Source organism: Microbulbifer variabilis, from assembly GCF_052468405.1.
The window spans coordinates 2,626,055-2,643,039 of record NZ_CP174343.1 but is presented as its reverse complement, the minus strand read 5'-3'; the positions used below and the strand labels follow the sequence as shown (position 1 = coordinate 2,643,039).

Annotated in this window: 8 protein-coding genes; 6 read left to right on the top strand and 2 right to left on the bottom strand. The window is 45.3% G+C overall.

Annotation, left to right across the window (positions count from 1 at the left end):
• Positions 1–279: 279 nt before the first annotated feature.
• Both ACJJJB_RS12130 and ACJJJB_RS12125 read left to right on the top strand, forming a co-directional pair.
• On the top strand, positions 280–1,143 hold the full coding sequence (locus tag ACJJJB_RS12130; RefSeq protein WP_445364986.1) for a GNAT family N-acetyltransferase: 864 nt from the start codon (positions 280–282) through the stop codon (positions 1,141–1,143).
• Complete coding sequence (locus tag ACJJJB_RS12125; RefSeq protein WP_445364985.1) at positions 1,143–2,048, top strand: polysaccharide deacetylase family protein; 906 nt, start codon at positions 1,143–1,145, stop codon at positions 2,046–2,048. Before ACJJJB_RS12130 ends, ACJJJB_RS12125 begins: the two co-directional genes overlap by 1 nt.
• A gap of 1,353 nt (positions 2,049–3,401) precedes the next feature.
• Here ACJJJB_RS12125 and ACJJJB_RS12120 read toward each other — a convergent pair.
• Together ACJJJB_RS12120 and ACJJJB_RS12115 are read right to left on the bottom strand one after the other, a co-directional pair.
• Positions 3,402–4,874, bottom strand: coding sequence for an aminoacyl-histidine dipeptidase (locus ACJJJB_RS12120; RefSeq protein ID WP_445364984.1), 1,473 nt, complete (start codon positions 4,872–4,874; stop codon positions 3,402–3,404).
• Between the two features lie 124 nt (positions 4,875–4,998).
• Complete coding sequence (locus ACJJJB_RS12115; protein ID WP_353376598.1) at positions 4,999–6,966, bottom strand: VacB/RNase II family 3'-5' exoribonuclease; 1,968 nt, start codon at positions 6,964–6,966, stop codon at positions 4,999–5,001.
• Between the two features lie 347 nt (positions 6,967–7,313).
• Between ACJJJB_RS12115 and ACJJJB_RS12110 the strand changes: the two genes are divergently transcribed.
• The 4 genes from ACJJJB_RS12110 to ACJJJB_RS12095 all read left to right on the top strand — a co-directional run bounded on the left by ACJJJB_RS12110 (position 7,314) and on the right by ACJJJB_RS12095 (position 16,830).
• Entirely contained in the window at positions 7,314–8,402 is a 1,089-nt protein-coding gene (locus ACJJJB_RS12110) for a Glu/Leu/Phe/Val dehydrogenase dimerization domain-containing protein (protein WP_020413400.1), read from the top strand.
• Between the two features lie 254 nt (positions 8,403–8,656).
• Entirely contained in the window at positions 8,657–11,473 is a 2,817-nt protein-coding gene (locus ACJJJB_RS12105; RefSeq protein ID WP_026305088.1) for a M16 family metallopeptidase, read from the top strand.
• A 2,931-nt stretch (positions 11,474–14,404) separates the two neighbouring features.
• Positions 14,405–14,995 (top strand): hypothetical protein, encoded by a 591-nt coding sequence (locus ACJJJB_RS12100; RefSeq protein ID WP_445364983.1) that lies wholly within the window; start codon positions 14,405–14,407, stop codon positions 14,993–14,995.
• Positions 14,996–15,918: 923 nt separating this feature from the next.
• Entirely contained in the window at positions 15,919–16,830 is a 912-nt protein-coding gene (locus tag ACJJJB_RS12095) for a hypothetical protein (RefSeq protein ID WP_445364982.1), read from the top strand.
• Positions 16,831–16,985: the final 155 nt, after the last annotated feature.

Here is a 16,985-nt window from a genome sequence, read left to right as displayed (position 1 = left end):
TTCAGATATCCACTCTGGAGCTGGATTTTGGTCTGATAGTGCTGGGAGTATTTCTTGGGATGTACATATTGGAAAGCTACGTAATAATTGCTTTCTTTCGTAGGCAAGCTTGGTGTGTAATTCCTATGCATGTATTTTCAATTTTATCTCTGTTAAGTATTTCATATGGAACAATGCTTTCAGTAATCCACTTTTTAAATATGGAGAAAATTCAGTTTAATAAAGGTTCTCTTGCATATTTGAAGTAATGTTTAACATGTGGTTAAAAAGGAGGAAATAATGCCTCAAGAGCTTACTATTCGCTCAATGACAAGAGGGGAAGTGGATTTATTGGTGGATTGGGCGGCAGAGGAAGGCTGGAATCCTGGGTTAAATGATGCGGAAATATTTTGGAATACCGACCCTGAAGCATTCGTTGCAGCATTAAAAGGCAAGGAACTGATAGGAGGTGGAGCGATTACTTCCTACGATGGGAGGTATGGATTTATGGGTTTTTTTATTGTGCGGCCAGAATTTAGACATCGTGGCTACGGAAACTACTTATGGCATATACGTAGAGATAAAATGTTGGCGCGGCTCTGTCCTGGGTCTACTGTTGGATTAGATGGCGTTTTTGACATGCAAAGCTACTATGCCAAGGGCGGATTTTCTTTCTCGCATCGTAACCTGCGTTTTGTTTGCCGGCCCTCAAGCAGGATAAAAACCCTTGAAGGGAGTGTTGTTCCTCTATGCCAAGTGCCTTTTGATCATCTAAACCAATATGACCGCGCTTGTTTTCCTGCCTGCAGGGGTAAGTTTCTACAGGAGTGGATAGCTCAACCTGAGGCCCTGTCTTTGGGGTACTTAAAGGACAGTCGCCTTGACGGGTATGGAGTAATGCGTCGGTGTAGAAAAGGATTCAAAATTGGACCTCTATTTGCAAATGATCGACAGGTAGCAAAGTCCCTTTGTGATCAGTTATTGGTACATGCGGCAGGTGAGGAAGTATTCTTGGACGTTCCAGAAAATAATCCTGCAGCAATGGCATTGGCCCGAGCATACGGTATGGAGGAAGTTTTTGGTTGTGCCAGAATGTATCTAGGGCCCAAACCGAAAATTATGCATAATCGCGTGTTTGGCGTTACAACTTTTGAGTTAGGCTAATGCAAAAGCGAGATTTGATTGGTTATGCCGGTAAACCTCCGCATCCTCAGTGGCCTGATGAGGCTCAAGTTGCCGTGCAATTTGTTCTTAATGTTGAAGAGGGGTCCGAATCTACACTGGTTAATGGTGATGGACAATCTGAGTCTTATTTACATGAAATTTCTGGTAGGCCTCCCCGGGTAGGTGAGAGGGATTTTAGTGTTGAAAGTATGTATGAGTATGGTGCTCGGGCTGGAGTTTGGCGTTTGCTAAACCTATTTGAGGAGAGACGGTTAAAGTTAACTGCGTTTGCTACGGGATTGGCGCTGGAATTAAATCCAAAAATTGGGGAGGCCCTCTCTGCAGGGGGGCATGAAGTTGCGGGTCATGGCTATCGCTGGTTGGATTATAAGACAGTGCCAGTTGAAGATGAGCGGCAGGGTATTAGGCGCACTATTGAAATAATTAAGCACATAACAGGATGTCCACCTAGAGGTTGGTATACGGGTCGGACGAGCCTTAATACCAGGAAATTACTAAATGATGAGAGTGATCTTATTTATATTTCTGATTCTTATTGTGACGACCTGCCTTATTGGCAGTCCAGTATATCTGAGAAATTGATAATACCATACACCTTAGTGAACAACGATATGAGATATCTAATGCCTAATGGTTTTTCATCGGGGCAGGATTTCTTTTTATTGTTGAAGGACGCTTTTGACTGTCTTTGGAAGGAGGGAAAGAAAAGCCCCAAACTGATGAGTATTGGTTTACATGGTCGTATTAGTGGGCACCCGGCCAGGGCTATGGCTATTGCTCGATTTTTAGATTATATCATTACCTTTGAAGCTGTTTGGATTTGTCGTCGGGAGGATGTTGCTAAATGGTGGATATCTAAGCAATCTAAGAGCAATAATATATAGAGTTTTTGGGGGATATCTTGAGGTTCTGAATTTTCCTGGTATTTGTATGATGGTTAGTGCTCTATATTTCACTGAACTCTCTACTTGAGTCTCTGCATAAAGTTGAAGCGATTGATTTTCGATTCGGAGTGCGGATCTCGGCATAGGGGTATAAAAAATTCCTGTTTGCACCTATCTGATAAACAATGCCTTGGATCATGGACCGGGCAAAGAATAGCTACTCATGCGGGGCTTTGAAGAGGCAGCTATTCATTTTGGTATGAATTAAAAAGGAATTGGCTGATATTCATAGCATCCCGCAGAATTCCTTATTAATCAGCCTGGAGTGGATTGCGATGATGTGGGTGCTTATGATGAATCATGGAATCGCTTACAGGAAAAGCTGCCTGCGCTAATGCCCACAACAAAGTTAAGGATGTGTATATCCTATCTACTTGATCAAACAGACGTGAGGGTTGCAATAAAGAAAATTGACAATACTGTGGATATTATCTTCAATAGTCCAGCGAGTCAAACCAGCCGACCCCTTAAGCGCCGGCCGATTGAATTGGAAAGTAGCTAGTATCGGACAAGTTAATGTTGGCTACTTTGAACTAATATGTTTCCACTCTTATGCTGCTCATAGATTGTGAAGGGAAGGACAGCTGTGTCAGTGGCTGCGGAGAGAACACTGTCAACAAGATAGGCCCCAAGAAGCGGTGCAAAATTCAAAGATTCGCTATTTGAATGCATTTTGCACATGTTGTACGACAGCCCGCTATAAACTCTAGGGATGGATTCACAATTAGTTTTCTGCTTTTTTAAGTTTCTTGCAATTTCGAGATCTGTGCTTGATAAGGTGGTAACGGTTCCGCAAGCTGTTAGAGAAAAAATGCTCAATATTAAAATTAGATTTTTCATAAATTATATAACTTCCTTGAGAAATTAATATTCCGGTTTAAAGCTTTTCATCTGTGACTGAAGCGCTATGGTGGCCGGTATCCTTTAATAATTTAGTGCCCACACCTATGAATGTAGTTTGTGACGCTTTAGGGATTGCAGACAAACTTAAATTTTTTATTGCTTCTTCCATGTCATAGTTGAAGTGAATGTATTGACTAGAAGGTTGGATGTAAAGTTCCATATTCTTATTTTGATTGAAATTTAATCTAAAAAGTATCTATCTAGCTCCCAGTCTAGCCCTTAATCTTTTTAATCGATTTTTTTCTATTAGCGCCTGAGAAATGTGATTGCTTCGCAAGGACTATAGATAGTGTCGTAAGAGGGAGTGGGTGAGCAGCCCATCCACCGGGCTCACTCCGATGGATGGTAACGGGATCATTCTATTTATAATTAATAGGCACGAAAGGGAGTTTAGTTTTTAGTTGGGATTGCCTGAACAACTTTAATAAAGTAATCCCAAAAGTTGGCGACACTTTGGATGTGTACTCTCTCTTCTGGCGAGTGGGCGCGGCGAATGGTGGGGCCGAATGAGACCATATCCCAATTGGGGTAAGGTTTGGCTAGAAGGCCACACTCCAGGCCGGCGTGGATCACTTTCACTTCAGGCTCTTCTCCGGTCATTTCTTTGTAAACACCCTTCATCATCGCGAGTAGTGGTGAGTTGGGGTTTGGCGTCCAGCCGGGGTATGAATTATCCAGTTTGGTTTCTGCACCGGCCAATTCAAAAGTAGCGGCTACATCCAGGCTGTGCTGATCCCTAGCACTATCAGAAAGGCTGCGTACCAGGCACTGTATTTGAACCCGGTGTTGGCCGTCTTTTTCTATAGTGACCACGCGGGCCAAATTGTTGGAAGTGTCAGCAATACCTTCCAGTGCGGTACTCATGCGCTCCACGCCATTGGGGCAGCAGCGAATAGCGCGAATCAGCTTTTGTTGACTCGTGATATCCATTGTATTGAGTGGTGTATCGGTGCTCTCCAGGCTAACTTCCAGTGCCGCTTCGTTATCCAGCTCCCGCGCAATTTGTGCGCTTTCAGTATGGACAACTGTTTGTAGTTGCTCCTGGTTGTCAGCAGGAACTACGAGGGTACTAAATGACTCTCGGGGAATGGCATTGCGCAAGCTTCCCCCATCTAATGTAGCGATTCTCAAAGAAGGAATTTCACGTAGGGCGGCATCGATAATGCGGTTGGCAATCTTATTGGCATTGCCACGTCCCTTATCAATATCCAGCCCTGAGTGGCCTCCGCGCAGGCCGCGTACAGACAGTTTATATGCCTGACTGCCAGCTGCCACAGGTATTGCCTTGTAGGGCAGAGCTGCATTGACATCGATACCACCGGCACAGCCAATGTAGAGTTCACCTTCGTCTTCAGTGTCGAGGTTTAACAGCAGATCGGCTTCGAAGTAGCCTGGCTGCAGGTTCTTAGCACCGGTCATGCCCGCTTCTTCATCGATGGTGAGCAGAGCTTCCAGGGCGGGGTGGGGGATATCTGTAGACTCCATCAAGGCAAGAATGGCGGCGACGCCGATGCCATTGTCGGCTCCAAGGGTAGTGCCTTCGGCGGTAATCCACTCACCATCAACATGCGGTTTGATAGGGTCGGTGAGGAAATCGTGTTCAGTATCCGCATTTTTTTGCGGCACCATGTCGACATGGCTTTGCAGCGCCAGAGTTTGATGATTTTCCATGCCCGGTGTTGCCGGCTTTTTGATAATAACATTGCCAATCTCATCCAGCTGCACATCCAGGCCGCGGGTTTTGACGAAATCGACAATGTGCTCAACAACTCTATCTTCATGCTTGGAAGGGCGGGGGATTTCACAAAGTTTGGCGAAGTGTTTCCAGAGAGGGGTAGGGTTCAGCTCAGCAATATTGCTCATTGGTGGCCTCAAATCATTCTTATGGGATTAATTGTCGTTTCCTGTAAAACCTGTTTATGGGGTCGACCAAGAGGTAACAGGAAAGAGCCCGGCATTTGCCGGGCTCTTTGGATGTTGCTCGTCGTTACTTTTGTGGGGCCTCTTCAGTTACCGAGCTCTCTGACAAAAGCTCGAGTGCAATGCGGCGTTTATCTATGTCCACCGCAGTAACTTTGACATTGACGGTCTGCTCTAACTGAAAACTTTGCTCATTGTGGGTGAGTGTTAAGTGTTTGCCGTCAAATGTGGGTAGATTCTTTTTATCGCCGTTCAAGCGGACAAATCCATCAATGCCGTATTGGTCCAAGCGTACGCCCAGCCCAGCTCCATTAACCAGGACAATCTTGCCAGTAAAATCCTGACCTACTTTATCCTGCATAAACTGAGTGTAAAGCCATTGTTCGAGGGCTCGATTGGCTTGGCGTCCACGGAGCAGGCTATCTTGCAGGCTCTCGATTTCTGTGTCGCTCAGTGTTTTCGCAGGACTATTCTCAGATGCTGCGCGCAGTACGCGGTGGTTATACAGGTCGTTGTACTTGCGAATGGGTGAGGTTACGGTGGCGTAGGCCTCAAGTCCCAGACCCAGGTGCGCACCGGAGTTGTTGTTGAGCTGGCCGGGACGCAGCATGCGCTTCAGCACTGCGAGAAGGTTGCGCATTTGCGCATCTTCATGGCTCTCCAGGTGTTTAACCAGCGCTAAATAGTTCTGCAATTGGCTGAGATCGTTTTCCGCATGTTCTGGGAGTAATTCCTTTAGAAGGCTTCTTACTTCGCCCATCCGCTCTTCGCGAAAACCCAGGTGTACTGAGAAGCAGCCCTGCTGTAATTCTGCCAGTTTTGCTCCGATGCAGATATTGGTGGCGAGCATAGCTTCCTCAACCATGCGCTGGGCAATATTGCGCTCCTGCTTCTCAATACGCTCGATCTTGCGCTCTTTGTTGAGGTGAATTTCATAGTCAGGGCGCTCTTCCATTGCCAGGGAGTGCCCTGCGCGATATTTGGCGCGGGCCTCATACAGAGCGGCAAGGTTGCGCAAGCTTTCTTTTTGCGCTTCCGGTACCGCGGACTCATCTCCCTCTATGAGTTGGCTTACCTGGTTGTAGCTCAATTTATATTGGGAGCGAATTGCGGCAAATTCATAGCGGCTTGAAATAATTTTACCGTCGCTGTCGATATCGATGTGTACTACCAGTGCAGGGCGCAACTCATTAGGTATCAGGGAAAAAAGGTCCTCACATAGGCTGCGCGGCAGCATAGGCAGAGTTTCGCCAGGGAGATACTGGCTGTGGGCGCGCTTAAACGCCTCGAGATCCAATGGGCTGCCCTCGGTGATAGCACTTGAGGGGTCGGCAATGGCGATATGCAGGGTCCAGCCGTTTTCGCTAGGCGTAACGGCGAGGGCATCGTCCATATCGCGGGTGGTTTCCGCATCAATAGTGACAAAGCCCAATTCGGATAAGTCGGTGCGCTCAGAGGTATTGGTGACAATCTGTTCAGAAATGGTTTTAGCCTGTTTCTCCGCTGCCGGGCCAAACTGCTCAGGTAGCTTGTATTGGGCCACTACATAGGCATGCTCAATGCCAGGCATTTCTGGTTTACCGATAACAGTCTCAACTTTTGCCTGGGCGCGCCCGTCCTTAAAGGGATGACGATTGACTTTGCAGGCGATAAATTCGCCTGGCTGTGCCTTGCCCCTTGCTTTAGGAGGCAGGAAAATCCATCGAGACAGGCCATTCTGAGTGGGCTGGATAAAGTGCCCTTGACCTCGCTGTACATATTGGCCAACCAGGTAATCCAGCTGGCTGTCGAGTAGGGCATCTAATTCGGCTGTCAGTTTGCCTTTGCTCTCCTTTGTAATGCAGACGCGAACCCGGTCACCTGGGAAAACACGTTCCATTTCGTTGGGTGGCAGAAAGGCCTCCCGTCCATCCTCCAGCTCCACGAAGCCAAATTTGCCATTGCTGCCGCGTACCCGGCCTTCGGCAAAGTCCTTACTGGAGCGAATATCTGTTTTCAGTTGTGAAAGTTGTTTCAGAGCGTCGGCATTCAGCATCGAGTTTATCTCTCGGGTCGATTTGGGCGCGGATTCTACCAGACCATGCTGACACGATGTAACGGAGTCCGGTAGTGGAAGAAAGTATCCCTGTGCTAATGGGGCCGTGCGGTGGGTTGAAGGGGAGGTCAGGATTGCTGACCGCTTAGGCGACTATATTTTCGCAAGGTCATTTATCCTAAAAAAATATGCTTTATGTGACAATTTAGCTATTGCTTTGTGGTTATGTGCAAAATATGCAAACTTTATCTGTCGAAGGTGGATATAATCTTACCCCTGAATAAAAACAGATAAGGGCTGTGGTTGTTCCCCAGCTGTAGAACCGGCCTTCCGGAGAGGAACAGTTAATGAGTATTTTTTCCCATTCCGCCTACGATAAACACGAACAAGTGGCGTTTTACCAAGATGCTAAGAGCGGACTCAAGGCAATTATCGCGGTACACAATACGAATTTAGGTCCCTCACTGGGTGGCTGTCGCATGTGGCCATACGCCGATGATGGTGAGGCACTGAATGATGTATTGCGCCTCTCCCGAGGCATGACTTATAAGTCTGCAATGGCGGGGTTAAAGCTCGGCGGCGGGAAATCTGTGATCATCGGTGATCCACGCAAGGAAAAGACTCCTGAGTTGCTGCGCGCCATGGGCGAATTTATCAATACCCTCGGTGGTCGCTATATCACCGCTGAGGACTCCGGCACTAGTGTCGCTGACATGAGTGTGATTGGTGAGACCACCGAATATGTATCCGGACTGTTTGCGGGCTCTGAATACGGTGGTGATCCGTCTCCTTCTACAGCCTACGGTGTATTTGTGGGCCTTAAAGCTGCGGTGGAACATCGCTGGGGTAAAACTGACCTTACCGGCCTGAAAGTTTCCATCCAGGGCGTTGGTAATGTGGGTTTCCGCCTCGCTAAGCTGCTGAAAGATGCCGGTGCGGAGCTGTTCGTTACCGATATCTTCCAGGACAACATTGATCGCGCAGTGACTGAGCTGGGCGCGATTGCTGTAACCGCTGATGAGATCTTTGACCTCGATGTGGATCTATTTGCTCCCTGTGCCATGGGTGCGATCCTCAATGATGACACTATTTCCCGTCTAAAAGTTGGTGCGGTGGCCGGTGCGGCAAATAACCAGTTAGCTGAAGAGCGTCACGCAGAAGCATTGCGTGAGAAGGGAATCCTCTACGCCCCGGACTATGTAATTAATGCCGGTGGAATAATCGATGTGTACTACCAGCAGAAAGGCGACTACAACGCTGATGAGGTGCGTGCGCACATTGAAGAAATTGGCAGCACTATGAAAGAGGTGTTTGTACGTGCGGATGAGACTGGTGAGACTACGGCACATGTTGCTGACCGTATAGCCGAAGAGCGTTTTGGCCACCATTCTGTGACTGGCGATACCGAGAATAAATCCGGCACTGTAGCCGCATAACAGCAGTTTAACGCAAGAGAAGTGTCGGTGACCTGATCGCCACAGGCGATTGCTTTGATCATTTCTCTCTGTGATGTATTTTTTGGGCACTTCGGTGCCCATTTTTTTGTCTGATATTTGTCCGATCGATCTGGCAACCGGGTAAGATGCCAGATCCACTGTTTGAATGTGCTGAGGGTTTAGCAGATATCAGGAGTGAATCCTGGCCTAAACTTGCCATCCTGAAGCCGCGGTTATTAAGAGGGAGTGACAATATGGACTTGCGTCCAGTACTTATCAGTGTCGTTATTGCCACTGCAGGTCTTGCCGGTTGCGGCAAGTCTGTCGACGATACACCCCATGCGTTATCTGTGGATAAAGAAGCCGCTGCCAGCAGCAAGGCAGCAGCCACCGATAAAGAGGCCTATGTACCGCCGCCGGAGCTGGATATCCCCTATCACAAAGAAGTTCTGCCCAATGGGTTGACGGTGATAGTGCACGAGGATCGCAAAGCCCCGGTTGTCTCCACCAATATCTGGTACAAAGTGGGCTCCAAGGATGAACCGCAGGGCAAAACTGGCTTCGCACATCTGTTTGAGCACCTGATGTTCAACGGCAGTGAGAACTATCCAGGTGAATACTTCGAGCCTTTCCAGCGCTCGGGTGCTACGGATATGAATGGCACCACTAATAATGATCGCACCAACTACTTTGCTACTGTGCCTAAAGGTGCCCTGGATATGGCTCTGTGGATGGAGTCTGACCGAATGGGCCACTTCAAGGGCGCTATCACCCAGGAAGTTTTGGATGAACAGCGTGGAGTGGTAAAAAACGAGAAGCGCCAGGGGGAGAATGCTCCCTATGGAAAGGCTTTCGACATTATTGCCAAGAGTACTTTTCCGGCAGATCACCCTTACTCCTGGACGCCAATTGGATCAATGGAAGACCTGGATAATGCCAGCCTGGAGGATGTGAAAAAGTGGTTTGCAGATCACTACCAACCGGCAAATGCCACTTTGGTAATTGCTGGCGATGTCAGTGTTGATGAGGCTATGGACAAGGCGCGCAAGTATTTTGGCGATATACCCAGCACAGGAGTACAACCGCGAATTAAAAACTGGGAACTGCCTACCCAGGTTAAAAAACGGGAGGTGGTACGAGACCAGGTGCCGCAAACTCGTATTTACAAAGTTTGGAATGTTCCTGCGGTAGGTAGTAATGAGGAGCACGCACTTGAACTGATGACCTCCTTGTTGGCTAACCGAAAAAATTCACTACTTTATCGTCGCTTGGTGCGGGATGAGCAAGTAGCGACGAGTGTGAGCGCTTTTTATTATGGGCGCCAGCTGGCTGGGCAGTTGATGATTATTGTCGATGTGAAACCTGGGCAGTCCCTCGATAAAGTTGAAAAACTTTTGAATAAAGAATTGAGAGAATTTGCGAAAAACGGGGTGAGCGCAGAGGAGCTACGCCGAGTTAAGCAGGGAGAATTTGCCGGGTTGGTGAAGGGGCTGGAAAAAACCGGTGGCTTTGGTGGCAAGAGCGATATTCTTGCCCGCTCTGAATTTTATTATGGGGATCCTGGGGCCCTGCTTAAAGGTGTGGAAGATTATGCCAAAGTTTCCGCGCTTGAGGTGCAGGATGTGGCAAAGCAGTGGCTAAAGGATGATTCCTATACCTTGATCATCGAGCCCGAGAAAAAGTACACCGCCGCCACAGAGGGTGCCGACCGCAGCAAATTGCCAGAGGTCGATAAGAATGTAGAGTTGGAGTTGCCCAAGCAGCGCGAATTTACATTGAAAAATGGCCTCAAGGTGGTTCTGGCGGAGCGTCATGATACGCCTGTGGTATTGATGAACTTGCAGTTCCGCAGTGGGGCCTCTGCCGATCAGAATAAACCTGGTCTCGCCTCTGTGACTGCTCAAATGTTAAATGAGGGTGCTGGAGACCTGGACAGCCTGGAGTTTAGTGCGCGCTCTGAGGAGCTTGGGGTGAGTATTGGCGGGGGGAGCGGACTGGATTACAACTCCATCAGTATGAGCGCCCTCAAGACCCAGTTGGAGCCCTCTTTGAAGTTGTTTGCCAAAGTGGTGACTGAGCCCCGTTTCCCTGAGTCGGATCTTGAAAGGGTAAAATCCAACCGCTTGGATGCCATAGCCCAGGAAAAGGCACAGCCCCAGGGCTTGGCTCTGCGTGAGCTGCCGCCGTTGCTGTTTGGTCCAGATCATCCCTACGGTTCACCGTTGACCGGTTCCGGTACTCCCGAGGGGATAAAGTCAATAACCCGGGAAGATCTGGTGAACTTCCAGAAAACCTGGGTGAGACCGGATAACGCCACTCTGACGGTTGTGGGGGATGTAACGGAAAAAGAAATTGAGCCATTACTGAACGAAACTCTGGGTGGTTGGAAGGCACCTAAAACTGAATTACCAAAAATTGAAGTGGCTAAAGTTGAGCGTCCCGAAAAAGCCCGAGTGTATTTGCTGGATCGCCCAGGAGCGCAGCAGAGTTTTATCATGGCCGGTTTGGTTATGCCTCCCTGGCAACCCCAAGGTGCTGAGGCCTTCGATGCAATGGCCAATATTATCGCAGGGAAATTTACTTCCCGAGTAAATATGAATCTGCGTGAAGATAAGCACTGGTCATATGGAGCTCGCGCTGTTTCTATGGATACAGAAGGCCAGCGTCCCTACATTTTGTTCGCGCCAGTGCAAACGGATAAAACCGCACCAGCAATACAGGAGTTAGTGAAAGAGTATCGGGATTATCTCAGTGATCGTCCAATTACGGAGAAGGAGCTCGAAGATTACCGAAATGATGAGGTACTCAAGCAGAGTGCACGCTTCCAAACCAAGGGGCAATTGCTTTCCAGTATTAATTGGCAGGTAGAAAAGGGGCTGCCGGAGGAGTATATCGCTGAGTACCCACAGCGGGTGGCCGCGCTTGATACCGATAAAGTTGAAGCCTCGGCACAGGAATTCCTGGCCCCCGAGCAATTTACCTGGGTCATTGTTGGAGACCTGGATAAGATCAAGGGAGAAGTAGAGGCGCTGGATATTGGCCCGGTAGAAGTTCTGCCTTCAAAGGATTAGGGCTTTATCAGACTTTTGAAAAAGGCCTTTATGGCCTTTTTCAACCTGAGTTTGTAGCGCATATTTAAAAACTTTCTACGATAAAAAAGTACTTGAATGCTTGATTTGCAATTCGAATATCTCTGCTAGAACCGATTAGTGAATGGTTATGGGGGGCGAGCTCAACCAAAGCCTGTGAAATGAATAAATGCCCATCGATTTTACGCGGCTTTGATGCCAAACAATTTAACAGAAGCTGCAGGGTTAGTTTGGGTGCCTTAACTTCTAGATGTATTAAGAGGCTACTATAAATTATTTTTTGCATTACAGGTGTTTCATGAGTCTTATTGTTCAACTTGCTTAGGTTGATTGTTATGCTGCCGCCCCCATCTACTCTGGAGGAAGGCTGGGTGAATCAACGGTAGCATGGGATATGTCAATATCTACGAATGCAGTCCATTTTCAAGGTGCGGATAGTATCGTACGCGAAGTTGTCCAGGCGGTCAGCTTCTTTGTTGGCTCTGGGAGGGGCAGAAAATCTCATCTCCACAGCCGGTTACCTTATAGATGTTAAGCCTGGTCACAGTCCTATTGACATAGATATGTGCAAAGTCTGGGCGCATGAGCTCTCTCTGGCGGGCTAACTAGATTACTAGTAATCCGCTGCTGGATGGTCATTCATCTAATTTTTTCGAAGGTAAGTGTATATATTTTCTGTTTAACATCAAAGTCTGTATAAATCGCCACTTATTGATTTCGAAAGCAGATAGAAGAAGGAAATAATATCTATTTTTTACGGGGGTGCGAATTGGGGTTGGAGTTGCCGGAAAAATAGTATTTTAATTCACGTAATTTCAATGTGTTCCTTTGGTTGGGCACTGTATGGTTTAAAGACCCTGATCATCTCTTGGAGTTGTTATTCAACAATACAGGCTTTCATAAATACAAATCCTGTTGAGGGTGTCGGTATTAATAGTGGGCAAAACCAGAAAGTATGGGTAGCAGGACAGCGTATAAGTCCCGCATGAGGCAGGGAAAACCTTTGGTGATCATTTGCCAAGCAAGAGGGATAATTTTCAACCTCAGAATAGGTAATAACTATATATAGCTGCCAAAAGAACTTTTTTGATTAAGAGTGTCACGATTATTTGATTTGCATACCATCGATAAATGAAGTGATTGTCAAATTGAAAGAGGGGTTTGCCTTCCCGGAAAGGTCGCGCAGGCTGGATGATTGTGAATCCTGTGTCAAAGCATATCATACATTTTGGGGTAATTTATCAGACCTATTTTAACTTGCTTCATTGTTGTCGATCAGGAATCCTACTACTTCTTGAAAAAAACAGTTTGAGATCCAAGCTGTCTTCAATTAACCAGAATCAGGGGCATGCAAAGGTTGGTTATGCTATTTCCTGGTTTGCTAAAAGATGAGGCCACTGGCAATGATATTGTGGGGAGCAATAATACTCCAACTTTCTAGTGAGTCCAATTGATATACAGGTCGATAATTAAAACTTTGCTATTTTCGAGTTGGTCCTTCAGGTAAGAAATCTATCATTTTTGAATGTATTGTCCGATTACAAGGTTCTTAAATGAATCATTTGATGGTTTTAAAGGTGTACAATTGTTATACAAGTTGTTTTTTGAAGTTCGGAACGAGAAAGCTGCTTAAATCAAAATTGATACGATCTATTTTTCCAGGAAAATTTATCTCGTTACGATGATGGTGTTTAAGGTTGTATTTGCAAAGTAAAATAACCAACTTTTCAGTTGAGCCTGCCAGATTGAGATATATGCTAAGGGCGGCCAGTTAGCTGTCTCTAAATACTATTTAGTTGATGGTCATTCGAGGGTGTTATTTAAGTTTCTATCCAGCGAAGTTATGAGTTGCTGAGTTAAAGCGTTGAGGGGGTCTGAGGTTTATTAAGGGACGGCTTTCAGGGGTTGGCAAAATTAACGGAATAATAAGCTGGATCCTGTGCAGTGGCCTGAAAATAATTTCTGTACTTATTTTCTATTTATGGTAGTCAAGCTCTATGTCTACACTTCAGTTTGATTTGCGCCGCTAATTCAATGCTGATGGCGCTTAAGATTATTTCTCGTCATCAACATGCTAAGGCTTGTGAGGAGTTCCTGCCTAGAGTGTCTAGCTTAAGATAGTTGGGGTCATCTTGGTATTCAAATTAGGAGCGCAATCTGAGAGCCCTGTCCCCTTGTTTGTTGATTCCTATAATTAGCTTATCCCTAGTGTCTTCTATAAATTTTATCGTGGTTGGATAACATCATTTGCACCTAAAATTAAATAGTAATTTGTGATGGTGAAATTAAGAGGGCGAGTCTGTAAGGGGGGGAGGATGCTTATATTAATCATTCTAGAGCTTTTATGTCTAGAATATCCAGGGATTTTTCACTTCACCTATCAGTGTGCTATGAAATTGACTCAAAGCAAGAGGTATTTTGTACATGGTGGATATAAAAATGAAGTTCACAAAAAGGTATGATTTTAGGGTTCTGCTTTACTGAAATTGAAATAAATTAGGTGGAAGTGGCTAAAATGGTTCTTCGTGAATTTTGGGGTGCCAATTATAGGGGGTGCTGTGCGGAAAGCTTATTGGCTTTGTAGTCAGCATAATTTCTATTCGTTAAAGCTTAAGGCTTGAAATAGGTAATTCCCGGTTGTCACCAGTATATAATTGCGATAAAAAGTTCGACATGGTTTACGATGATTATTCGGCTGGTATGTGGGTGGGAGGGTTCTGGAAATAAGTCAATCTGTTGGAAAGGTTGTCATGATGGAATTTAATATTACCCTTCGTAAGGCCGGGTTTTTGCGAAGGTGTCGCACATAATTAACCTTTACATTTTTTTATATGGTTGGTAAGTTACGGCCCGGAAAAGTTGCTGTTAACTTTTCTTTGGTGCAAAAATATGATTATTCAAAGGAATTGAAGTATGAAAAATTTAAGGTTAATTGGTACAACGTTTGCACTTTTGCTTGTTGTATTTTCTCAGCAGGTATTTTCTAAGGATGTTTCTTTAGGTGCTCAAGAGAACAGTGCTCTCCTTAAGCTTCAAGAGGAAATTTTGTCTTTAAAGAGGCAGGTTGAATTCTTGAATGCTCCAATCAAAAGTGAGGCAGACTTAAATCATTATCTGGTGGCTAATCCAGTGGAAAAGACGCCCCTCGGGAAGTTGCCAGAAATAGAGCGAGAGCTATTTATCAACAGCTTAAAATTCACCGACAAGGGTTTGGCTGGGTTTGATTACGGGATGTTAGAATATGGGCCAACAGCAACAGAAGTACATGATATCCTTGAATTATTTGGTTTGCAGTCATTTACCTTGGCGATGAAAAATTTAACTGTGGAATCAGAAAAAGACAGAGCGATAGCAGAGCGAGCTGAAGCTGCACTCTCTCTTAATTGGGAGTGGGTCGAAGATTATACTTGTAAGTCTGACGTAGATATGGGTGGCTGGCCGATTCGTTATTGTGCAAAGCAGGCGCGCTCTATGTGCAATTCACGGACGTGTAACTATCCCTAATCTGCGGATTTAAAGCTAGCTTATTAGGGCGCTACTAATCTACACGGTTTATCCTGCCTTCGCCCAGTGGTTGGGGCAGGATAGTTTCTCTGGAGCTGTCATAGGATCGGCCTGCCTTCTGAGTTCAATTTTTGCTGTAGATTGCTAGAAAAGCTATAGCAGGCTAAAGGTTCGAAAACTACGTCAAAACACATGAATGTTGACAAGTGCAGTTCAAAGGCGGTGTTGCTATAGATTCAAGGCTAGGGCTGCTATTGCTACTTGAAAATCAGTGTTCCAGTTGTCTGCATCTTTGTGGAAGAATCTTGGCGGGTAGTAGGGTGGCAGGACTGGACTAATATTGTAATGACAATACTGTGAATTACAGTATGGCTTTAAATCGAGTGCCATCTTAACTTTAGATGTTCAGTAGCCAATAGATAAATAGCGTTGGTCGAAAGTCAATCTATGCTAACGAGATATTCATTGTTGAAGATCTTTCAGTGGCTAAATAAAATAGCTTCGAGTGCATATTTCCTCGGAAATATAGTAGCAAGGTGAATTTTGATACAGGTTTGCATTGCTTTAACCAATTAGGTGTTCTGGGCAAGAAAATAACAGTTTATAATAAAACTACCAAAGTATTGTTGTGCTTGGCTGGTAGAAGGATGCTGATTGCGTATACAGGCGAAGATAGAAAAATTAGTTTTCCTGTCCGGAATAATTAAGAATCTATATATTTCGGTAGAACACCTTAGTGTAATTTAAATTATGTGTCCATGTATTGGTGGTTTGGTTCTATGGATGAACTTTTCTTAAAGGTGTTAAATGTTGTGTCACACGCTCAGTCTTTGAAAGGCTTCCTTTTTCAGGGCTATATATCAGACGCAGTCGAAAACGGATTTCTGAGCCGGAAGGGATTATCATAAAGCTAGGACATCATAATGAAAAAAACACCCGTAATGATACTGTTTATGCTGCCCTTTTTAAGCGTGGTGGAGATATGGGCAAGTAGTAACACTTCTATCAAGGATCGTTACGATCAGTTGAGTGAAATTTATTCTAATGTAGAGCTTGGCTCAATTAAGGAAAGAAGGGAGGTAGCTGAGAGTCTATATCTAGAGAATTTTAAACCAATTATAGCTAACCTTGGTGAGGAGCAGCTAAGACAGCTGGATCTAGAATATTTATTTAGAGCTGTAACGGTTGTCAATTTTTATGATCCTCAGGTTAATTATACCCGTGATTTGCGTAGGCTATTGGAGTTTCTTGAAAGAAAAGAATTTGTAAAGAAACGGCATTATGCTGATTTGCAAAAAGCCTATGTTGCCGCTGGGCAGTTCGAATTAGCCAGAAGTATGGTTGACGAAAAGAAATTAAAATATTTGGAATATTTGCCTAAAATTAACAGGGTTAATGACCTGGCGCTCGAAAAGCCATTTATTTTGGAATTTGAAAATTCGTCGCTTAAGCAGCGTGCTTTTGAGATTCCTTCACAGGGTCCTTTTATTTTAGTTATTTCAAATCCTGGATGTCGTTTTTCCAGGACTGCAGCAAATTATATTAGTGATGATGTACAATTTAAAAAGATGTTTTTTAAGCATTCTGTTTGGCTTACCCAGCCAGGCGGAAGTCTGCAAGTTGAGCAGCATAAAAACTGGATGCAAACTTATCCAAAATTACCGGTCGGCTTGATATATAATTCATCATCGTGGTCTTTCTTAGATGCTAATTTGGGTACGCCGGCGTTTTACTTCTTTCACGACGGACAACTAAGTCAGTCAATATTAGGTTGGTCTTTGGATGATAATCAGCAGGCACTGAAGGATGCTCTTACTGATATTGGTTTAATATAGGTTTTTTTGGTGAGCGTATTAGGCAAATTCTGTTAGTAGCCACCCTCCTCAGGAGTTTCTTAATAGATTTCAATACATTGGTAGTTTTCGTACAGTCATAGCCTCACAGTTGCTATCTTATTGGGCAATCTCTTACAATTTTCAATGTCTGGGTT